This is a genomic window from Leucobacter alluvii (genome assembly GCF_039530485.1).
Lineage (GTDB): Bacteria > Actinomycetota > Actinomycetes > Actinomycetales > Microbacteriaceae > Leucobacter > Leucobacter alluvii.
On the sequence record NZ_BAAAOP010000010.1, the window covers coordinates 1 to 19774 of the forward strand.

The following is a 19774-nucleotide window of genomic DNA, read 5'->3' on the forward strand; positions in this document are numbered from 1 at the left end:
CTGCTGATACGAGGCATAGCGGGTACATCCCTTCGAATGAAGGGTGTTGCAACGACCAAATGAAACCGCCCCCTGATGGCGTCTCACCGAAGCGCGATCTCTCACCGAGTAGCCCGCGGGGAGTGCTCAGCGATTCTGCGGAGCGCTCCCAGGCCGTGTCAGTACAGTTCCTGAGAAGCAACGGGCAGGCGGCCCGAGCGTGAAGAGGAACGAGGCCGGGTGCTGCCGATCGTCGACATCATCATCGTGGTCGTGCTCATCGTCTCCACGCTCGCCGGTGTGCGCTCGGGATTCTTCTCCGTGGTCGGTGCGCTCGCCGGTCTCGTCGCGGGCGCGGCGGTCTCGCCCTGGTTGCTGCCGATCATCGCCCGCGAACTGCCCGAGAACGGCTGGCGCAGCACCGCGGTGATCGGTTCGGCGATTCTGCTGCTCGCCCTCGGCGCCTGGCTCGGCTCCGTGATCGGCTCCTTCCTGCGCCGCGGTGCAGACCGGCTCAAGCTGCGCGCGATCGAACGCCTGCTCGGCGGGGCGCTCGGCCTCGTCGCCTCGGTCACCGCAGTGGCCCTCATCGGCGCCGCCATCACAGCATCGGGCGTGCCGGGCGTCTCATCAGCGGTCGCATCCTCGACGGTGCTGCGCACGCTGCAGCAGTGGACGCCGAAACCGCTCACCGACGCTGCCGCCCGCTTGCACGCGGCGGTGCTCGGCGACACCGTGATCCCGACGGTCGATGCACTGCTCGACTCAGACCTCAGCACGGAAACCCCCGCGGCGACCATCGACACCGACGACCCAGCACTCGCCGCCTCGGCCGCCTCGGTCGCACGCATCTCGGGTCTCGCATACGGGTGCGGCACGATGCCGACGGGCACCGGCTTCGTCGTCGCCGAGGATCGCATCGTCACGAACGCCCACGTCGTCGCCGGCATCGAGACCCCGCTCGTGGAGCTGCCGGGCGAACCGGCGCGCGACGGCCGGGTCGTGTACTTCGATCCGATCGACGATCTCGCGGTGATCGCTGCGGACGTCGACGCCAGCCCGCTTCCCCTCGACGATTCGCTCGTGCCGGGAAGCGGAGGTGCGGTGCAGGGCTACCCGTACGGCGGCCCGTTCACGACGGTCGGCGCCGGAGTGCTCGCGACGCGCGACGCTCCGATCGCGGACATCTACGGCACGTCGTCGACGCCGCGCTCGATCCACGTGCTCTCGGCCGATGTGCGGCCCGGCAATTCGGGAGGCCCCCTCCTGACCGAGGAGGGCGGCGTCGCGGGAGTCGTCTTCGCGAGAGACACGGAGCGGGCGAGTGTGGGGTACGCGATGACCCTCGCCGAACTGCTCCCCGTGCTCGCGACGCTCGAGACGGCGACGGCGCCGGTATCGACCGGGACCTGCCTCTCCGACTGACGCCGCGGGCTCAGCGCTCGGGCTCCGGCCGGAGGAGCAGCTTCACGAAGGGCAGGAAGCGGTCCACGCGGTCGGGCAGGGACCCCCAGCGATCCGCCATGCCCGCCATCATCTGCGCTCCGACGTACAGCTCGTTGATGATCTCGGCGAGCAGTCGCGGCGACTCGGTCGAGGTGATCGATCCGTCGCGGATGCCCTGTTCGATCAGCATCGTGCCATTGCCCTGCCAGGTGACGTACGAGTTGTGACCGTGATCGCGGAGCGCCTCCGGCAGGGAGTCGACGAGCTGCAGGCCCGCCTGCACGAGTCGGTCGGTCGCCATGAGATCCGCGAGACGCCGGAGCATGACGATGACCGTGTCGTAACCGTTGCGGCCGACCGCGAGCTCCTCATCGAGTGCGGCGCGCATGCGTTCCTGCTGCACCGCGAGCACGGCCTCCGCGATGTCGTACTTGTTGCCGAAGTGAAAGTAGATGGACCCCTGACTCGCGCCGGCCTCATCGGAGATGTCTTTGAGCTTGGCCTGATCGTAGGAGAGCCTCGAGAAGACCCGCCCTGAAGCTTCGAGCAGCGCCATACGCGTCTCGATGCCGCGCTGCTGCTTCGTGCCAGCTCCCTCGATGTGTGGTGCCAACGGCGCCCCCTCGGTATCCCTGCCTCGGCTCGAACAGCCGAACCGGTTCCAAGATAGCCGCCGCGACCACGAATACGGCCCGTCGGTATGCGTGTCGAAAACGACCGCGCCGCCGCACGTCGGCGGGTGCCGGGTTCCGCGCATCAGCTCTGCCGCGACTTCGACGATCTACTACACGCGACTCGCACTGGCAAGGCACTCACCCTTCACGCGGAGACCTTTCAAGGTGGAAGGTGCAGGAACGACACGAGAGCGGAGGCATGACGTGAGAGCAATGACCTATCGGGGGCCGTACAAGGTGCGGGTCGAGAACAAGCCCGAACCGAGAATCGAGCACCCCAACGATGCCATCGTCCGCGTGACCCGGGCCGCGATCTGCGGGTCCGACCTGCACCTGTACCACGGACTGATCCCAGATACGCGGATCGGTCACACCTTCGGCCACGAGATCGTCGGGGTCGTCGAGGAGGTGGGGTCATCGGTGCGTCACCTCGCGCGCGGCGATCGCGTCATGGTGCCGTTCAACATCTCGTGCGGCTCCTGCTACTTCTGCTCCCGCGGTCTGCTGTCGAACTGCCACAACGTGAACCCGAATGCGACCGCGATCGGCGGCATCTACGGGTACTCGCACTCCGCCGGCGGCTACGACGGCGGCCAGGCCGAACTCGTGCGCGTCCCGTTCGCCGATGTGGGACCCATGATCATGCCCGATTGGCTGGACGAGGACGACGCCCTGATGCTGACCGACGCGTTCTCGACCGGCTACTTCGGCGCGCAGCTCGGCGAGATCGCAGAACGCGAGACCGTCGTCGTGCTCGGAGCCGGCCCCGTCGGGCTCGCGGCCGCCCGCTCTGCGTGGTTCATGGGGGCGGGTCGCGTCATCGTGGTCGACCACCTCGACTACCGGCTCGAGAAGGCCCGCACGTTCGCCTTCGCCGAAACCGTCGCAATCGGCGAGCATCGCGACCTGGTCGTCGAGATGAAGCGACTCACCGACGGGCTCGGGGCCGACGTCGTCATCGACGCGGTCGGCGCCGAGGCGGACGGCAGCGCACTGCAGCACATCACCTCCGCGAAGCTCAAGTTGCAGGGGGGCTCCCCCGTTGCGCTCAACTGGGCGATCGACTCGGTGCGCAAGGGCGGCCGCGTCGCCGTGCTCGGCGCGTACGGTCCGCTCCCGTCCGCCATCCGCTTCGGAGACGCGATGAACAAGGGAGTGACCATCCGAGCGAACCAGGCGCCGGTGAAACGGCAGTGGCCGCGCCTGCTCGAGCACATCCGGAACGGCGATGTGCGCCCTGGCGAATTGCTCACGCACCGACTCCCCCTCGAGCACATCGGCGAGGGGTATCACATGTTCTCCTCGAAGCTCGACGACTGCATCAAGCCCGCGATCATCCCCGGAACGGAGTAAGCCATGCCCTATCGCGCCGATCACCCGAACCGCGCACCCTCGTCGGAGGCGCTGCGAGCTCGCATCCCCGGCTGGGGAGCCGATCTCGATACCGCGCTCCGCCCCTCCTGGCCCATGGAGACCGCCGCACCGGAGCCCACCGGTGCGCACTGGGACTTCCCCGACCGCCAGCGCGAGCGCGGCGACCGCGAACGGTCGATCGAGCATGAGATGCTGCCCCCGGTGTTCGGCACCGCGCAGCCGTTGCACGGCGCGTCGGGCGTCATCCGCCGGCTGGCGTATCGCCGGTTCGGAGAGGGGAAGAACACCCGCTGGCTCCTGCTCGTGCTCGGGGACCGCGTCGATGCCGTCGCAGCGCACCTGCGCTCCTTCGCCTCTGCGCGACCCGACAATCCGGTCACGCAGACCGGCGTGCTCAGCGAGTCCCGCCGCCGCCCGGTCCGCTCGCGCCTCGGGCGGGGTCGCGTCGATCTTCGGCACGCCTGGCTCGACCCCATCATCGTGGCAGGCCCGTGGGTCGTCTGGGCCGCCGTCGTCGTCTCCCTGCTCACTCGAGGACGACGCCGTGGGTGAGGCCGGGATGGTGCCGTCGCGCGACGGCGTGCGCCTCGTCACCGACGACATCGCGATGATCACGCGGGCCAATGTCAACTGCTACCTCGTGGACGCCGCAGATGGGCCGGTGCTGGTCGATGCCGGCCTGCCGGGCAGCTGGAGCCTCGTGCGGAAGGCTCTCACCCGATTCGGGCACCGCCCCGGCGACCTCACGGCGGTGCTGCTGACGCACGCGCACTTCGATCACGTCGGGCTCTGCCGCACCCTGCAGCGCGAGCACGGGGTTCCCGTCCTGGTGCACGACGCCGACGCGCCCCTGCTGCGGCGTCCCTACCGGTACGCGCACGAGTCGGTCCGGCTGAAGTATCCGCTGCGGTATCCGGCGTCCCTCCCGGGGCTCGCCCGCATGGTGGGGGCCGGCGCCCTGGGCGTGCGCGGGGTCGACGCGGATGGTGATCTCTCGGGGAGTTCGGGCGCACTGGGTCGCTTCGCTTCCGTGTTCAGCCCCGGCCACACGTTCGGGCACTGCGCGCTGCGGTACTCGAGCTCGCAGGGGGGCGCACCCGTCGACGTGCTGTTCGCGGGCGACGCGCTCGTCACGTACGACCCCTACACGGGGAAGCGCGGCCCGCGGACGGTCGCACGGGCTGCGACCGCGGACGCCGATCTCGGTTTCCGTTCGCTCGACGACCTGGCGCGCACGCGGGCCGCACTGCTCCTCCCCGGGCACGGTGCGCCCGACGTTCGGGGAGCCGCGCGAGCGGTGTCGGAGGCCAGGCGGGTCGGCGTGGACTGAGCGGGATTCAGCAACAGGGCGGCGTTTCCATTGTCGATTCAGGAGCACCACGCGCCTCGTGGGCCCGATTCGTGCGCGATCACCTGCGTGCGCTCCTCGAAACGCGTCAGAAAGTACGTACACTGACCCGGTGAACCGAGAATCGCACAGGCGCACCAACGACACGCGCCGCACGCTCATCGAGGCGACCATCAGCGTCATCGCTCAGCGCGGCCTCGCGGGGGTCACCACTCGCCGAGTCGCCGAAGTGGCTGGAACACCGCTGGGGAGCGTGCACTACTGGTTCGCCAGCAAGGAGGCCCTCCTCGACGCCGTGGCCGCTCATGTGCAGCACGCGACGGATGCCGGTCTCGGCACCCCTGGCTCGGGATTCGATCTCGGTGCGCAGGTCGGGTGGCTGTTCGATCGGACCATCGAGATGCCGCTCGAAGACCATCTCGCGATGTTCGAGATCCTCGCGCATTCTGTGCGCCGGGGCGGAACGGGACTGGCCGATGCGAATCACGAGCGGATTCGAGCGCAGGCGGCGCAGCTGCTGGAGCCCTGGCGCGACGGCGCGGATGCGCAGCTCCCGGGCGGGTTCGCGGCACTCGTCACGCTGGTGCACACCACGATCATCGGCACGTGGTTCGGGCATTTCAGCGCTGACACCGAGACGCTCCGCGGCGGGATCCGCCTGCTCGGCGCCCTGCTGCGCGATGTGCCGCGCGACGCCGCAGTCGCCCCAGATCCCGCCGTCGCCGCAGACGCCCCAGTCGCCCCAGATCCCGCGTAGGTCACTGCAGTACGACGATGCGATCGTCCCCATCGCGCGGAGCACCTCGACCGTCGGTGTTGTTCGTCACGGCCCAGAGCTCGCCCGACGGCGCGACCACGACATCGCGCATCCGCCCGAGCGCACCGGCATCGTGCAGCTTCGACGCAGTCAGATCATTCAGGGGCACCTCGCGGATGGACTCGCCCCGCAGATTCGCGATCCACACGCTCCCGTCGTGCACCGCGATGCCGCTCGGACTCGCGTCGGCGGGCTGCCACTGCTGCACGGGATCGACGAACTCGGGATCTTCCGCTGCACCCTCGACCTCTGGCCACCCGTAGTTCCCTCCGGGTTCGATCACGTTGAGCTCGTCCCAGGTGTTCTGCCCGAACTCCGAAGCCAGCATCGTGCCGTCCGGGGCCCAGGCGATGCCCTGCGGGTTGCGGTGCCCGAGGCTCCAGACCGGCGACCCCTCAACGGGATTGTCGGCGGGAAGCGTGCCGTCGGGCTCCATCCGAAGGATCTTCCCGGCGAGCGAATCGGGATCCTGCGCAGCACTGGGAACACCGGCGTCGCCGGTCGTCGCGTAGAGCATGCCGTCGGGGCCGAAGGCGAGTCGGCCGCCGTTGTGGGTGCCTGCTGCCGGAATCCCGTCGAGCACGACGTCGGGATCGCCGAGCGCAGGCCCGTCGTCGCCGTCGAGCAGCGCGAAACGCAGGATGCGGTTCTCGTCGCCCGCGGTCACGTATGCGTAGAGCGCGCGCTCGTTCGCCGCGAGCCCGAGCAGACCGCCCTCCCCGCCCGCGCCGACCCCGGCGATCGTTGCGAGCTCGCTCGTCGCTCCGGCAGTGTCGAGCGCGAGGATCCGGCGCCTGTCGCGTTCGCTCACGATCGGCGTCGAGGCGATGAAGGCGATCGACCACGGCGTCTCGAGCCCGCTCGCGATCACGTCTCGGCTCGGCTCGAAGGTCCCTGGCGCATCGCTCTGCGTGCCGGCGCACCCGCCGAGCAGCACGATCGCGAGGCAGCCGGCGGCGAGCGCGCTCAGTCTGCGCATCTGCGCGGGTCGCGGCCAGGGCTGCGGCATCAGCTCGCCGACGCGAACGCGTCGCGCACCTCGTCGTGCGGCAGTGCGAAGCTGGCGTGGCCGTCGCGGCCGACCATGTCGCGAGCAGCGACGAGCGCGTTGAGCACGGCTTCCTCCGTCGCCTCGACGACCGCCGTGTAGAGCCCGTCGATCGCGCCCCAGCTGACGTGCTCGATCGATTCAACGGTTCCGGCCGGAGTGCCCATACGGGAGCCCAGCCCGCCGCTGTTCGCCGTCGAGAATGCGAGGAAGATGTCGCCGGAGAAGTGGCTTCCCGTGGTGCCCGTGCGCGCGAGGCCGAGGGGGACGCGGCGCGCGAGTGCGCGGCACTGGTCGGGCAGCAGTGGGGCGTCGGTCGCAACGACGACGATCACGCTCCCGGCTCCCGGCACCGCCGGCCCGCGAGCGGTGCCGCCGGCGGCCGCGACCTCGCCCTCGAACCACCCGCTCGTCTCCATCGGGCACGGAGCCTCGGAATCGCGCCCCAGCGGCCGGCCCACGACGCGGAGTTCGCGTCGCGATCCGAAATTCGCCTGCAGCAGCACCCCCACCGTCCAGGTGCGCTCGCCCGCGGGCACGAGCCGGGATGCCGTGCCGGTTCCGCCCTTGAATCCGTAGCAGTTCATCCCGGTGCCCCCGCCGACGTCGCCCTCTGCGATTGCTCCGGAGGCCGCCGCATCGAGGGCGGCATGCGCGTGCTCTGGCCGCACGCTCCCGGCGTTGATCGAGTTCAGGTACCCGTCCCACGTCTCGCCGACGACGGGGAGCATCCACTGCGCGGCAACGGCCGGCTGATGCTGAGCCAGCCACTGATCGACGCCCTGATGCACCGCGCCGACGGCGTGGGAGTTCGTGATCGCGATGGGCGTCTGCAGCTGGCCGGCCTCCTCGATCCAACTGCGACCCGTGAGTTCGCCGTTCCCGTTGAGCACGGCGACGCCTGCGGCGCACGGCGCCCCGGCCAGATCGGCGCCGCGCGGCAGGATGGCGGTGACCCCTGTGCGCGTGACCGCCGGGTCGTCGGCGACGAGGGTCGTGTACCCGACCGTCACACCGGGCACGTCGGTGATCGCGTTCCAGCGCCCGGGCTCGCCATCGAGGGGCACGCCCAGGTCGCGCGCACGGCGCGGTTCGGCGGATGTCGTCATTCGGTCTCCTCGGGATCGGTGGCCGCGGCGGGCGCAGCGGTGGGCGCAGCGGTCGAAGCGGTGGGCGGTTCGCCCGAGAGCCGGCAGCCGAGCGCGATCTCGGCGAACTGCAGGGTGTTGCTGAGGTACGTCTCGCGCTGCCAATTGTCGGGATCGAGCAGGTACAGGTCGTATGCGTCCTCGAGTGCGACGAGATTGGCTGCGATCGCCGGGACCTCCATGCGCGGTGAGAATGCGCCGAGCGCGACACCGACATCGATGATCGAGGTGTAGAGCGCGACCTGCCGTTCGAGGAGCAGCGCGATGTCCAGCCGAAAGCGCGGCTGCTCGCGGACGACCGCCGAGGCCTCGTAGACGACGCGCAGGTCGTCGCTGATGCGCTCGGGAATGCCCGCGTGGATGGTCGCACGCAGGCGATCGATCGGGTCGCGGTGCCCCTCGGCGACGGCGCGGCGGGTGTCGATGAACTCTCTGATCGCCCCGCGCACGGCGGCTTCGACGAGCTGATCGAAGCTCTCGAAGTGGTAGAGCACGCTCCCGGCGCTCACCTGCGCGCGTTCGGCGACCGCGCGCACGCTGACGCCCGACAGTCCGCGCTCGCTGATGATGCGCGACGTCGCCTCGAGCAGATCGCGACGTCGCTGCGCGGTCTTCGCTGCTGCCATCAGTCGGACTCCGTTTCTGCTGGGGGCACCACACTGACCGACTGGGTCAGCGCCGCGTACTTCTCCGGCGAACGCCGTCTCATCACGATAGCGACGACGACGCCCGCGATGAACACCAGAGGCACGCAGGCGAGCATGAGCCCGTTGATCGGGCCTTCGACGCCGGAGACGAGGTCGAAGTGCGTGGCGATGACGAGGAAGGCGGCGAGCAGGCCGACGGCCCCGAGGATCGGCGCGACGACCACTTCCCAAACGCCGTGCCCGCGACGGTCCTTCCAGAAGAACCCGACGACGGAGACCGCGGCGATTCCCTGCGAGAAGACGAGGCCGGCCACGCCGATCGCATAGGTCCAGAGCCCGATGCCGAGGAACGGGTCGGCCCCGGTCAGTGCGGCCGCGAGGATCGCAGCGAGGCTGATCGCGGTGAGCACGACGCTCGCGACGTACGGCGAGCGCATGCTGGGATGCGTGCGGGCGAACATCGCGGGCAGGAGTCGTTCGCGGCCGAGGGAGAAGAGGTAGCGGGAGCAGGCGTTGTGGAATGCGAGCGTGCAGGCGAAGAAGCTCGTCACGATGAGCACTTCGACGGTCACGCCCGCCCAGGCGCCGAGCGCGCTCTCGCCGGCGAGGAACATCATCTCCTCGAAGTTCTCCGACTGCGCGAGCTCGATGATGCCGTCGACGCCGAATGCGACGGTGAGCGACCAGAAGGTGAACGCGTAGAACACGGCGAGAAAGGCGATCGCAACGTACGTCGCCCGCGGTACGGTTCGTCTCGGCTGTTTCGCCTCCTCCGCGTAGATCACGGTGCCTTCGAACCCGAGAAACGCTCCGAAGCCGAAGACGAAGAGCGCACTCGCGCCCGAGGCGAAGAGCACGTTCCGGGGTCGAACGAAGCGGCGGTCGCAGCTCCGATGTTCGCCCCGTTCTGCATGATCGCGGCGAGCGAGATCACGAGGAGAATGGCGATCTCGGCGGTGAGGAGCACGGCGAGCACTTTGGCGCCGACGTCGATCCGGCGATAGCCGAGCACGCCGACCGCGAGCACGGAAGCGATCGACCACACGCCCCAGTGGAGGTCGAGGCCCAGCAGGTGCGCGAAGGTGAGTTGCGCGAAGAAGCCCAGCAGCGCGTAGAAGCAGATGCACAGGAAGGCGTACGAGACGATCGTGATGAAGGCGACGCCGACGCCGATCGGTTTGCCGAGCCCCGCCGCGGCATAGGCGTAGAAGGCGCCGGTGTTGCGCACGTATCGCGACACCGCGGTGAAGCCGATCGCGAAGAGGATCAGCACCACGCCGCTCGCCAGCATCGCGCCCGGCGCCCCGATCCCGCCGACGAGGAACGCGAGCGGAGCCGAGCTCACCGCGACGGTGAGCGGAGCCGCTGCCGAGACGACGAAGAAGACGATGTCGAGGGTGCCGAGTTTTCCCTTGGCGAGGGTGCCGTCCCCGACGTCGTGCGTTGGGGAGGGGTGCAGATCTGGTGACACGAGAAACTCCTTTGTTCCTGTGCGAGTACCGAGCGCCCATGACGCTCGAGATTTCTGAACGACTGTATGACTTTTCGAGGAAATTACTGATAATCAGTTCTTCAATGCGCATTGATGACCATTACTCATGTTCAGTTCTGGACCGTCTCACGTGCCGTAACATTGACCCGGTGACAGAACCCACGACCGATTCGGCAGACTCCTCCGCCGAGCTCGGCGTCGATCCGCAGGAGCTCGCGACCGCGCTGCGCGTGATCGGCGCGGTGCACGAGCTCCCGGCCGATCACCCGGATTTCCTCGCAGTGCGCCGCGCCACCTCCACCATGTTCAAATCGGTGAAGGACCAGCGGAGACGTCAGAATCGTGAAACGGTCGCCGCCGCCGACCGCGCCGTGATCGCCGCGACGGCGACCGGGGCCCCCGACCGCATCGACGATGAGACCCGGGGCCTCCCGCTCTCGTCGAGCAGCGAGTCGCCGATCGCGGGCGAGCTGATCAAGCCGCGCAACTGCTACATCTGCAAGCAGCCCTACACCCGCGTCGATGCGTTCTACCACCAGCTCTGCCCCGAGTGCGCGCGCTTCAGCCACGCGAAGCGCACCGCGAGCGCCGACCTCTCGGGCAAGCGCGCGCTGCTCACCGGCGGGCGAGCGAAGATCGGCATGCACATCGCGCTCCGCCTCCTGCGCGACGGCGCCCACACCACCATCACCACGCGCTTCCCCCGCGATGCCGCGCGCAGGTTCGCCTCGCTCCCCGATTCCGCCGACTGGCTCCATCGATTGCAGGTCGTCGGCATCGACCTGCGCGACCCGGCTCAGGTCATCGCGCTCGCCGACTCGGTCGCGGCGCAGGGCCCGCTCGACATCCTCATCAACAACGCGGCGCAGACGGTGCGACGCTCACCCGGATCGTACTCGCTGCTCGCCGAGGCCGAGTCGGAGCCGCTGCCCGAGGGGGCGCTGCCCGAGATGCGAGTACTCGGCAAGTCCGCGCAGCTGCACCCGCGCGCACTCGAGGCGTCGGTCGATGGAGAGGTGCACGCTGCCGAGGGCCCGCGAGGCCTCGTCGGCACGATCGCAGAGGGGCTCTCGCAGCAGCTCACCGGAGATGAGCTCAGCGCGCTCGCGCTGTCGGCTGGCGCCTCGTCGCTCGCGAAGCACGCTGACGGATCAGCGATCGATGCCGGCGGCCTCGTGCCCGACGTCAGCCATGTGAACAGCTGGGTGCAGCACGTGCAGCAGGTCGATCCGCTCGAGATGCTCGAGGTGCAGCTCTGCAACGCAACCGCGCCCTTCCTGCTGATCAGCCGCCTGCGCGCGTCGATGGTCGCAGCTGCAGCACGCCGCACGTACGTGGTGAACGTGTCGGCGATGGAAGGGCAGTTCTCGCGCCGCTACAAGGGACCGGGGCACCCGCACACCAACATGGCGAAGGCCGCCCTCAACATGCTGACGCGCACGAGCGCGGAGGAGATGTTCCAGAGCGACGGCATTCTCATGACCGCCGTCGACACCGGCTGGATCACCGACGAGCGCCCGCACTTCACGAAGGTCCGCCTCGCCGAGGAGGGCTTCCACGCCCCGCTCGACCTGGTCGACGGCGCAGCGCGCGTCTACGATCCGATCGTTCGCGGCGAGGCGGGCGAGGATCTCTACGGCTGCTTCTTGAAGGACTACGCGCCCAGCCCCTGGTGAGCCGAGCCGCACACCGATCGACGTGCAGCGCTACTCGGTCTCGGGATCCGGAATCTCGTCGGGCTTGTAATTCGGCAGACGCGACGCCGGGAGCGCGGCGACCGCACTGATCCCCGCGAGAATGAGGAAGCCGAGCTTCAGCGTGCGCAGACGCTGATCCTCGTTCAACGCGACCGCAGCGTCGATCTGCGCGGGCGTCGCCGTCGTCGAAGCCAGCACGTCGCGCAACTCGTCGTTCCCGACGAAGTTGACCGAGTCGAGATCCACCTGCTCGACGAGCTCAGCGGGAAGCTCCGGGTGATCCTCGACCGCCTGCGTCACCCCCGTCGTGAGCAGTGTCACCAGCACCGCACCCATCACCGCCGTGCCCACCGCCGACGCCAGATTCTGCGTCGTGCCGCGGATCGAGCCGACATCTCCGGCCAGCTCTTTCGGCACCGACGTGACGAGCACGTTGAACACGAGCGTGACGAGCGCGCCCTGGCCGATCCCGAAGACGATGAGGCCGAGAATCGTCGGAATCGTCTCCCAGTTGTTCGTGACGACGAAGGCGAGCCACACGAGGGCGACGGTGGTCAGCGCAAAGGAGAACAACGCGATCGTGCGCGGTGTGAACCGGGTGTAGAAGCGCACGATGAGGGTCGCCGTGATGAACACCGTCAAGTTGAAGGGCATCATCGCGAGCGAGGTGTCGAACGGCGTTCGCCCCTGCACCACCTGGATATAGGTCGGCAGCGTGAAGTTCACTGCCGCCTCCATGAGCACGATGATGAACATCGCGTAGATCGCCGCGCGCTCCTCGGACCGGTCGAGCACGCTGAGGTCGACGAGCGGCGTCTTCCCCCTGCGGGTGCGAAGCCTCGTCCACATGAAGAACAGCTGCCCGAAGATCACGCCCAGCACGACGAGCACGGGCGCCGGAGAGAGCCCGAGAATCGAGAGCGGCGCCGTGTCGCGCGCCGCCAGCACCCCCCACCCGTTGAGGTTGTTGAAGCCGAGCGTCAGCATCACGATCGCCGCACCGATCAGCACCGAGGCGATGAGGTCGATGCGCACGGCGCGATTGCCCCGATCGGAGCGCAGACCGAAGCTCAGGGCGAACACGGCGACGGCCAGAGCCAGCGTGATCAGGAACACCGGGCGCCACCCGACCAGCGTTCCGAGCGTACCGCCGATCAGGAAGGCGCTCACGCCGGAGAAGGCGCGAGCGGAGCCCAGCGAACCCACCGCCGTCGCCTGCTGATCGCCGCGATAGTTCTCGGCGATGAGCGCCACGAGCGACGGCACGATGATCGCGGCGGAGGCGCCGGCGAGCACCTGCCCCGCGATCGCCCACCCGATGGTCGGCGCGAAGATCATGAGCAGCGACGAACCGGCGAACGCCACCACGACGATGCGGAAGATGAGCACCCATCCGACGCGTTGGCCCAGCTTCGCCCCCGTCATCACCAGGGCGGCGACCGCCAGCCCGTAGACGACGATCGTGGTGCTCGCCGTCGTCGGCGGCACGCCGAAATCCTCGACGAACCCGCCGAGCGAGATCGGAAGCGCTGCGACGTTGAACGACATCAGCACCTGGGCGAGGAAGAGACCGATCATCGGCGTCCACGAGCGGCGCTCGTCGACCGCCGCGCCGTTCTTCAGCTGCTGCGAATTGCTCATCCTGCGGTCTCCATCCGTGACACCCCGCTCGCGAAAAGGTTGAGGCCGAGCGCGCGAGAGAGGAACGCGCACGCCCGCTGCCCCCGCACGCTGTTGCCCGCGGGGTCGAGCGGCGGCGAGAACGAGCCGAGCGCGCCCTTTCCCGGCGAGATCGCGACGATGCCGCCGGAGACCCCCGATTTCGCGGGGAGGCCGATCTCGAAGAGCCACTCGCCAGATCGCTCGTACATGCCGCACGAGGCGAGCACGGTGAGGGTATCCCGCGCGACTTCCTCCGCCACCACGCGCACGCCCGTGATCGGATTCACTCCGCCGTCGGCCAGGGTGGCGCCCATCACCGCGAGGTCATGAGCGGTCACCACCAGCGCGCACTGGCGCGTGTACATGTCGACGATGGCGGCGGGGTCCCGCTCGAGCCGCCCGTACCCTTCGAGGAGCCGCGCGATCGCCCGGTTCCGCGTATTCGTCCGCATCTCCGACTCGTAGACCTCGGTGTCGACGGCGAGCTCCCGACCGGCGAAGCGCGAGAGCCCGTTTCGGATCGCCTCCCACCGCGCATCGTGCGACGCTGCCGGCATCATCGCCGTCGTCGCGATCGCTCCAGCGTTGACCATGGGGTTCATCGGGCTGCCCAGGTTCAGTTCGAGCGCCATCACCGAGTTGAACGGGAGGCCGGTGTTGTTCACGCCGACGCGCTCGTGCACCGCCCGGTGACCGATCTCCTCGCACACCAGCGCGAAGACGAACGCCTTCGAGATCGACTGGATGGTGAAGGCGTCGTCAGCGGCACCCGCCTCGTACGTCGCGCCGTCCACCCCGATAAGAGAGAGTCCGAAGCGATCGGGATCGGCTCTCGCGAGCACCGGAATGTAGTCGGCGACGACCCCGTCCTGGAGCGCCGCATACCGTGCGTGCGCCTCGTGCAGCAGCTCATCGACGCGCCCCTGACCCGGAAGCGAGCCCGTGAACGCGCGCTGACGCACCCCTTCCATATCGACTTCGAACATCGAGGCCTCCCCTGAGTCGAGTCCCCCCTGCGCCCAGTAAACTCCCGTCGCACTGCTCACCGCAAGCACGAGGTTGTTCCGCGAGGTCGCGCGACGAAGCGGTCGCTTCAGCCTCCGAGCGAGTGCACGCTGAACGCCACGGCGAACCCCAGGGCGGTGGTGAGGCCGGTCAGCATGTGCTCGTCCTCGAACGCTTCAGGGATCATCGTGTCGGAGAGCATCGCCAGGATCGCGCCGGCGGCGAGCGCCGTGGTGAACGCGATCAGGGCGGCGGGTGCACCGTCGAGCAGCAGGAACCCGGCCGCCGCGGCGACGCCCGACAGCACCGCGATCGTGGTCCACACGCCGAACACGTATGCTGCACTGCGGCCGGCCCGCTTCATGCCGGCACTGCTCGAGAGCCCCTCGGGCACATTCGAGATGAAGACGGCGACGAGCATCGCCGGGCTGACCGCGCCCGATGCGACGAGGCCGAGGCCGAGTACGAGGGATTCGGGGATGCCGTCGAGCAGCGCCCCCACTGCGATCGCGGTGCCGCTCCCCGGCTGCTGCGTCTCGCTCGACTGAAGCCCGTTCGACCGCTTCCGGTGCCGCGCCCCGCGGCGCGCGAGCAGCGCGTTCGACGCGACGAAGATCACCGCACCGACGAGAAACCCCGAGACGGTGGGCACGAGGCCTCCCCCGTCGGCAGCCTCGTCGACCAATTCGAACGCCAGGGCCGAGATCAGCACGCCGGCGCCGAACGCCATGATCGTCGACACGACCTTCGGCGGTATGCGCCACCGCCAGGCGACGAACGCTCCGAGGATCAGCGCAGCGCCGCCCACGAACCCCCACCAGAGGGCCTGCAACCACATCGGAATCATCGCCACCCCCGTCGCTTCGGAATGTTCGGTCTCCCAGCCACGCTACTCGGCGTCCGCCTGATCCGTGGGTTCGCCTCCCGCTGGCTTCCGGCAAGTAGCATGCAGGGCGTGCATGCATTGATCGTGAGCGGGCTGGCCGTCATCGTCGTGTGGTCGCTGTTCAGTCGCGTACTCGAGAGGCTTCACATCGCCGGCCCGCTTGCGGTGATCGTCCTCGGCGCGCTTTCCGGCCTGCTGTTCGGAGAGGATCTCGGCGAGCATCTCGACACGGATGTGGCGGAGAAGGTCGTCGAGATCGTCCTCGCCGTTCTCCTATTCGTCGATGCGACCGAGGTACGACGTGGCTTCCTCGGAGGAGAGGGCCGCATCGTCGCCCGTCTCCTCTCCATCGGACTCCCGGGCGCCCTCATCCTCACGGCGCTCGCCTGCATGCTGCTCCTCCCGGGAACTCCCTGGGCGGTGATCCTCGTTCTCGCCTGCATCATCACGCCCACAGATTTCGCGGCCTCAGCCGGGATGCTTCGCGACACGCGCATCCCGGCTCGAGTGCGGCACAGCCTCAATGTCGAGAGCGGGTACAACGACGGCCTCGTTTCCCCGCTCTTCATCTTCGCTTTGGCAGTCGCAGAAGGTCAGGAAGCCGAAGGAATCGGTCCGGCTCTCGAGAGCGCTCTCTGGGCCTCGCTCATCGCGGTGCTCGTCGGTGCGATCGTGGGGGGCGCGACCGGCGTCATGATGCAGGTGGCCCACCGGAAGAACTGGCTCACCGCGCAGTCCCTGCGCATCGGGATCGTGATGATCCCGCTTCTGGTGTACGTGCTCGCGATCCAGTTCAACGGGAACGGCTTCGTGGCGGCGTTCGTCGCCGGCATCGCGTTCCGGTCGGGCCGCCTCGAGCACCGCCGATCCGATTCGAGCCTCGACCACGCCGAGATGTCTGCTGTCGACGACCTCGGCTTTCTCTCATCGCTCGGCGTGTGGTTCGTGTTCGGCGCCGTGATCATCCTTGCTGCGGAGACGGGTGTGAACTGGGTGCTCATCGCACTGGGCGTTCTGGCACTGACCGTCTTGAGAGTGGTCCCGGTGCATGCAGCGCTCTGGGGAAGCGCACTTCGGTGGAGGGAGCGCACGGCCATCGGCCTTGCCGGGCCTCGCGGTACGGCTTCGGTCGTATTCGGGCTCCTCGCATTCAATGCGCTGCGAGAAGACTACGCAAATCTGGCGCTCCTCCTGACCATCGTCGTCGTACTGGGCAGTGTCGTCTTCCACGGCGTCATCGCTCCCCGCATGATCGTCGCGCTCACGCACGACGCCTCCTCCGCCCCGGCGACCACGGCCGACAAGAACTGACGTCGATTGCCTCCGACTGCCAGAAACGCAGCAGGGCCCGAAACCGTTACCGATTCCGGGCCCTGCTCATCTGAAAATGATCTGAAGCCTTCCCTGTACTGAAAGACCTTCTCGTGCGCGAGGGGGGACTTGAACCCCCACGCCCTTGCGGGCACTGGCACCTGAAGCCAGCGCGTCTGCCATTCCGCCACTCGCGCGAGTCGTTTCCTGAGCGCTTCCACTCAGACAACTCCCCTAGCTTAGCAGCCGAAGCCCGTCTCACCAAAGCGGGCTAAACTAAACCAAACCGCCGCGGGCGTCGCCCGGGCAGACGAAGGGACGAGACGGCACGTGGGCATTCTGGATAGCGTCGAGCGCGGGCTCGAGCGAGCCGTCAACGGCGCGTTCGCGCGCACGTTCCGCTCAGGAGTGCAGCCGGTCGAGATCGCGTCGGCTCTGAAGCGCGAGCTCGACATCGGCGCGGTCGTCGTCGACCGCGACCGCGTGCTCGCCCCCAACCGCTTCGTCGTGCGCGTCTCCGAGAAAGACGCCGACCGGCTGTACCAGCTGGGCAGCACGCTCGGGCAGGAATTGCGCGGGGTCATCACGAAGCATGCGAAGCGGCAGAGCTATCAGCTGCTCGGCGAGCCAGATGTCGAGATCCGCAGCGACAGTTCGATCACGGTCGGCGTACTCGAGGTCGATGCGTCGCGCGTCGAGGGCGCGGTCGACTGGGTCGCCGCCATCGACGTCGATGGCACCCGCCATGAGCTGAGCCGCGGCACCACGACGGTCGGGAGGGGCAGCGACTGCGGGATCCGCATCTCAGACAACGCCGCGTCGCGCAAGCACCTGGAGCTGATCTGGGATGGCACGGCGGGCATCGCACGCGACCTCGGATCGACGAACGGGTCGAAGATCAACGGGCAGCGTTTCCGCGAGGCGGCGCTCTCCCCCGGCACCGTCATCACCATCGGTCAGACGGGTCTCCAGTTCCAGCTGGTTCCCGGCCGCGAAGCTCAGACACACCAGCGTCCGGCGCCCGCCGCCCCGACGCGGGTGAATCCGGCCGCTCGGCAGGAGCCGCCTCAGCCCCGCCCGGTTCCCGCCGCCGACTTCCCCAGTGCGCCGCCGAGCGCGGGCGCGGCCCCTCGAATTTCAGACTCACCCGACCGAGGCGCCGACCGCAGCGCCCCACGCACCTCGAGCCCGAAGCCCGCGCAAGACGCGGCCCCGGGCATCGATGAAGACTTCTGGAGAGGCCTGTGAGCGAACTCACCCTCCTGATCCTCCGCATCGGCTTCCTGCTGGTGCTGTGGATCTTCATATTCGCGATCGTCTACGCCCTGCGCAGCGACTTGTTCGGCGCCCCGGTGCGACGCATGAAGGGCGACGGGTCGGCATCCGGCCCATCGGTACAGGCGATGACGCCGGTCTCCTCCCCGACGCACCCGCCCGCGCCGGCCGCCCCTCAGGCGGCAGCGGCCCCGCCCGCGATCACGCCGAGCGGCGGTGCTCTGCCCTCCGCCGGCGGCGCCGGAGCTCCGCAGCATCTCGTCATCACGTCGGGCGTCGCCTCCGGAACCTCCATCGTGCTCGACGACGACCTGGTCACCATCGGGCGCAGCAGCGATTCGACCCTCGTCATCGTCGACGAGTACACGTCCACCTATCACGCGCGCCTCGCACGCACGGGCGGTGAGTGGATCCTCACCGATCTCGACTCCACGAACGGCACTCGCCTCGATGGAGCCCGCGTCACGAAGTCCGTGCCGGTTCCCCCGTTCACGCCCGTCACCATCGGCACGACCACGTTCGAGCTGAGGCCCTGAGCGTGACGGTCGCGTATACGAGCGCCATCGGCTCCCATGTGGGCATGGTGCGGTCGAACAACCAGGATTCCGCCTTCGCCGGAGACTACATCTACCTCGTCGCCGACGGCATGGGCGGTCACGCGGGCGGTGACGTCGCCTCCGCGATCGCGGCGAAAGCCATGGCAGAGCTCGATGTGCCGCCGATGGGCAGCCCGGAGGCGATGACCAATGTGCTGCGCACGGCGATCCTCGACACGAACACGAAGCTCCGCTCCACCGTGCGCGACCGCCCCGAGCTGGCGGGTATGGGAACGACCTTCACGGGGTTCATTCCTGTCGAGGATCAGCTGGCCATCGGCCACATCGGCGATTCCCGCCTGTACCTGCTGCGCGACGACGCGCTCCAGCAGATCACGAAGGATCACACCTTCGTGCAGCGCCTCGTCGACAGCGGCAAGATCACCGAGGAGGAGGCGAAGATCCATCCTCGCCGCTCGGTGCTGATGCGCGTGCTCGGCGACGTGGATTCGTCGCCGCAGGTCGACACGCAGGTGGTCGACACGCAGCCGGGCGATGTCTGGCTGCTGTGCTCCGACGGCCTGTGCGGGTACGTCGACGACGTCGACATCGAGAAGATCCTGCGGCGTCGTTCGACTCTGCAGGGCGGCGTCGACGCCCTCATCGACAAGAGCCTCTCGCACGGCGCCCCCGACAACGTCACCGTGGTTCTCGTCGAGACCGTCGCCGCTCCCGCGGTCGATCCCGGTGACACGCTCGAGCTGAAGCAGGAGGGCCGGCGCTTCGCAGGTTCGGCAGCCACCACTGAAGCGGCGATGGACGGGACCACCTCCACGGCGCGCAATCGCCTCTTGAGCCGCAAGCGCGCGGTTCGCAAGGCCCCGGTCGTCGAGGAGAGCCACTTCGAGTCGCGCGTCGACGAGTATCTCGCCGAGCTCATCGCAGAGACCAAGCGCCGCAACCGGCGTCGCCGTCTGCTCTGGGCATTCGGCGCGGTCGCCGTGCTCGTCGCGATCGGCGGCGCCCTGCTCGTCGGGTATCAGTGGACGCAGACCCGCTACTTCGTCGGCACGAACGACGAGACGGTGATCATCTACCAGGGCGTGCAGCAGAACATCGGCGCGCTCTCGCTCTACTCGGTCGCCGAGGACACCGAGATACCTCTCGAAGACCTCGACGGCCTCGAGCAGCGCCAGGTGAAGCGCACGCTCACGGCGGGTTCGCTGGAGGAAGCCCGCGATATCGTGCTGCGATTGGGGGATACGGATGAGTGACGCCCAGTCCTCGGGCGGCGCGGAAGCCCGCACCTTCGAGAAGACCCGCACCAGCGAGACCGTGCTGCAGCGCATCACGGCGTTGCGCGCGCCGCGCAAGCTGCAGGCGCTCGAGCTCTCGCTGCTCCTCTTCGCGATTGCCATCGGCGTCGGCG

19 protein-coding genes and 1 tRNA gene are annotated in these 19774 nt (G+C 68.7%); 10 read left to right on the forward strand and 10 right to left on the reverse strand.

From position 1 onward, the window contains the following. Positions 1 to 219 precede the first annotated feature (219 nt). Positions 220 to 1404 carry a MarP family serine protease gene (locus ABFX18_RS10825; protein ID WP_346058324.1) on the forward strand — a complete coding sequence of 395 codons (1185 nt, stop codon included), beginning with the start codon at positions 220 to 222 and terminating at the stop codon, positions 1402 to 1404. Positions 1405 to 1414: 10 nt separating this feature from the next. Here the strand turns inward: ABFX18_RS10825 and ABFX18_RS10830 are convergent, their stop codons facing one another. Further along, positions 1415 to 2038, reverse strand: a complete 624-nt coding sequence (locus ABFX18_RS10830; RefSeq protein ID WP_176698234.1) for a TetR family transcriptional regulator — start codon at positions 2036 to 2038, stop codon at positions 1415 to 1417. Positions 2039 to 2303: 265 nt separating this feature from the next. On the opposite strand from ABFX18_RS10830, the gene ABFX18_RS10835 reads away from it, so the two are divergent. The 4 genes from ABFX18_RS10835 (at position 2304) to ABFX18_RS10850 (ending at position 5578) form a co-directional block, all read left to right on the forward strand. Beyond that, positions 2304 to 3452 (forward strand): zinc-dependent alcohol dehydrogenase, encoded by a 1149-nt coding sequence (locus ABFX18_RS10835; RefSeq protein ID WP_346058325.1) that lies wholly within the window; start codon positions 2304 to 2306, stop codon positions 3450 to 3452. Between the two features lie 3 nt (positions 3453 to 3455). Then, positions 3456 to 4025, forward strand: a complete 570-nt coding sequence (locus tag ABFX18_RS10840; RefSeq protein ID WP_211649621.1) for a hypothetical protein — start codon at positions 3456 to 3458, stop codon at positions 4023 to 4025. Continuing rightward, positions 4018 to 4803 (forward strand): MBL fold metallo-hydrolase, encoded by a 786-nt coding sequence (locus ABFX18_RS10845; protein WP_346058326.1) that lies wholly within the window; start codon positions 4018 to 4020, stop codon positions 4801 to 4803. The genes ABFX18_RS10840 and ABFX18_RS10845 overlap by 8 nt, the downstream gene beginning before the upstream one ends. A gap of 130 nt (positions 4804 to 4933) precedes the next feature. Beyond that, positions 4934 to 5578, forward strand: coding sequence for a TetR/AcrR family transcriptional regulator (locus ABFX18_RS10850; RefSeq protein WP_346058327.1), 645 nt, complete (start codon positions 4934 to 4936; stop codon positions 5576 to 5578). A gap of 1 nt (position 5579) precedes the next feature. Here ABFX18_RS10850 and ABFX18_RS10855 read toward each other — a convergent pair whose 3' ends face one another. From ABFX18_RS10855 to ABFX18_RS10875, 5 genes are read right to left on the reverse strand one after another with little or no spacing between them, the layout of a single operon-like run. Continuing rightward, positions 5580 to 6647 carry a PQQ-dependent sugar dehydrogenase gene (locus ABFX18_RS10855; RefSeq protein WP_346058328.1) on the reverse strand — a complete coding sequence of 356 codons (1068 nt, stop codon included), beginning with the start codon at positions 6645 to 6647 and terminating at the stop codon, positions 5580 to 5582. Beyond that, positions 6647 to 7795: a DmpA family aminopeptidase gene (locus ABFX18_RS10860; protein ID WP_346058329.1), complete on the reverse strand. Its 1149-nt coding sequence runs from the start codon at positions 7793 to 7795 to the stop codon at positions 6647 to 6649. Before ABFX18_RS10860 ends, ABFX18_RS10855 begins: the two co-directional genes overlap by 1 nt. Continuing rightward, the gene (locus tag ABFX18_RS10865; protein WP_346058330.1) at positions 7792 to 8460 is read right to left on the reverse strand and encodes a TetR/AcrR family transcriptional regulator; all 669 of its coding nucleotides are present in this window, start codon (positions 8458 to 8460) and stop codon (positions 7792 to 7794) included. The genes ABFX18_RS10860 and ABFX18_RS10865 overlap by 4 nt, the downstream gene beginning before the upstream one ends. Beyond that, positions 8460 to 9338 carry an APC family permease gene (locus ABFX18_RS10870; RefSeq protein WP_346058331.1) on the reverse strand — a complete coding sequence of 293 codons (879 nt, stop codon included), beginning with the start codon at positions 9336 to 9338 and terminating at the stop codon, positions 8460 to 8462. The genes ABFX18_RS10865 and ABFX18_RS10870 overlap by 1 nt, the downstream gene beginning before the upstream one ends. Next, positions 9263 to 9952, reverse strand: coding sequence for an APC family permease (locus tag ABFX18_RS10875; RefSeq protein ID WP_346058332.1), 690 nt, complete (start codon positions 9950 to 9952; stop codon positions 9263 to 9265). The genes ABFX18_RS10870 and ABFX18_RS10875 overlap by 76 nt, the downstream gene beginning before the upstream one ends. Before the next feature lie 104 nt (positions 9953 to 10056). Between ABFX18_RS10875 and ABFX18_RS10880 the strand changes: the two genes are divergently transcribed. Further along, positions 10057 to 11649, forward strand: a complete 1593-nt coding sequence (locus ABFX18_RS10880; RefSeq protein WP_428833665.1) for an SDR family NAD(P)-dependent oxidoreductase — start codon at positions 10057 to 10059, stop codon at positions 11647 to 11649. A 30-nt stretch (positions 11650 to 11679) separates the two neighbouring features. On the opposite strand, the gene ABFX18_RS10885 is transcribed toward ABFX18_RS10880, so the two are convergent. From ABFX18_RS10885 to ABFX18_RS10895, 3 genes are all read right to left on the reverse strand, one after another. After that, positions 11680 to 13311 (reverse strand): MFS transporter, encoded by a 1632-nt coding sequence (locus ABFX18_RS10885; protein ID WP_346058334.1) that lies wholly within the window; start codon positions 13309 to 13311, stop codon positions 11680 to 11682. Then, positions 13308 to 14318, reverse strand: coding sequence for a glutaminase A (gene glsA / locus ABFX18_RS10890; RefSeq protein ID WP_200330814.1), 1011 nt, complete (start codon positions 14316 to 14318; stop codon positions 13308 to 13310). The genes ABFX18_RS10885 and glsA overlap by 4 nt, the downstream gene beginning before the upstream one ends. A gap of 107 nt (positions 14319 to 14425) precedes the next feature. After that, a complete protein-coding gene (locus tag ABFX18_RS10895) occupies positions 14426 to 15181 on the reverse strand; it encodes a ZIP family metal transporter (protein ID WP_346058358.1) in 756 nt (251 codons plus the stop codon). A 111-nt stretch (positions 15182 to 15292) separates the two neighbouring features. On the opposite strand from ABFX18_RS10895, the gene ABFX18_RS10900 reads away from it, so the two are divergent. Continuing rightward, complete coding sequence (locus ABFX18_RS10900) at positions 15293 to 16534, forward strand: cation:proton antiporter (protein WP_346058335.1); 1242 nt, start codon at positions 15293 to 15295, stop codon at positions 16532 to 16534. A gap of 114 nt (positions 16535 to 16648) precedes the next feature. On the opposite strand, the gene ABFX18_RS10905 is transcribed toward ABFX18_RS10900, so the two are convergent. Continuing rightward, positions 16649 to 16731 (reverse strand) — tRNA-Leu (locus ABFX18_RS10905). 133 nt (positions 16732 to 16864) lie between these two features. On the opposite strand from ABFX18_RS10905, the gene ABFX18_RS10910 reads away from it, so the two are divergent. From ABFX18_RS10910 to ABFX18_RS10920, 3 genes are read left to right on the forward strand one after another with little or no spacing between them, the layout of a single operon-like run. Beyond that, positions 16865 to 17782: an FhaA domain-containing protein gene (locus tag ABFX18_RS10910; RefSeq protein WP_346058336.1), complete on the forward strand. Its 918-nt coding sequence runs from the start codon at positions 16865 to 16867 to the stop codon at positions 17780 to 17782. Then, positions 17779 to 18345 (forward strand): FHA domain-containing protein FhaB/FipA, encoded by a 567-nt coding sequence (locus ABFX18_RS10915; RefSeq protein ID WP_090145748.1) that lies wholly within the window; start codon positions 17779 to 17781, stop codon positions 18343 to 18345. The genes ABFX18_RS10910 and ABFX18_RS10915 overlap by 4 nt, the downstream gene beginning before the upstream one ends. A gap of 2 nt (positions 18346 to 18347) precedes the next feature. Next, positions 18348 to 19619 carry a protein phosphatase 2C domain-containing protein gene (locus tag ABFX18_RS10920; protein ID WP_090145750.1) on the forward strand — a complete coding sequence of 424 codons (1272 nt, stop codon included), beginning with the start codon at positions 18348 to 18350 and terminating at the stop codon, positions 19617 to 19619. Positions 19620 to 19774 lie beyond the last annotated feature (155 nt).

Excerpts from the sequence above, each read along its gene's own strand:
- ABFX18_RS10880 (WP_428833665.1), top strand. The coding sequence starts at position 10,057 with ATGCGCATTGATGACCATTACTCATGTTCAGTTCTGGACCGTCTCACG.
- ABFX18_RS10860 (WP_346058329.1), bottom strand. The coding sequence starts at position 7,795 with ATGACGACATCCGCCGAACCGCGCCGTGCGCGCGACCTGGGCGTGCCC.
- glsA (WP_200330814.1), bottom strand. The coding sequence starts at position 14,318 with ATGTTCGAAGTCGATATGGAAGGGGTGCGTCAGCGCGCGTTCACGGGC.
- ABFX18_RS10840 (WP_211649621.1), top strand. The coding sequence starts at position 3,456 with ATGCCCTATCGCGCCGATCACCCGAACCGCGCACCCTCGTCGGAGGCG.
- ABFX18_RS10885 (WP_346058334.1), bottom strand. The coding sequence starts at position 13,311 with ATGAGCAATTCGCAGCAGCTGAAGAACGGCGCGGCGGTCGACGAGCGC.
- ABFX18_RS10855 (WP_346058328.1), bottom strand. The coding sequence starts at position 6,647 with ATGCCGCAGCCCTGGCCGCGACCCGCGCAGATGCGCAGACTGAGCGCG.
- ABFX18_RS10865 (WP_346058330.1), bottom strand. The coding sequence starts at position 8,460 with ATGGCAGCAGCGAAGACCGCGCAGCGACGTCGCGATCTGCTCGAGGCG.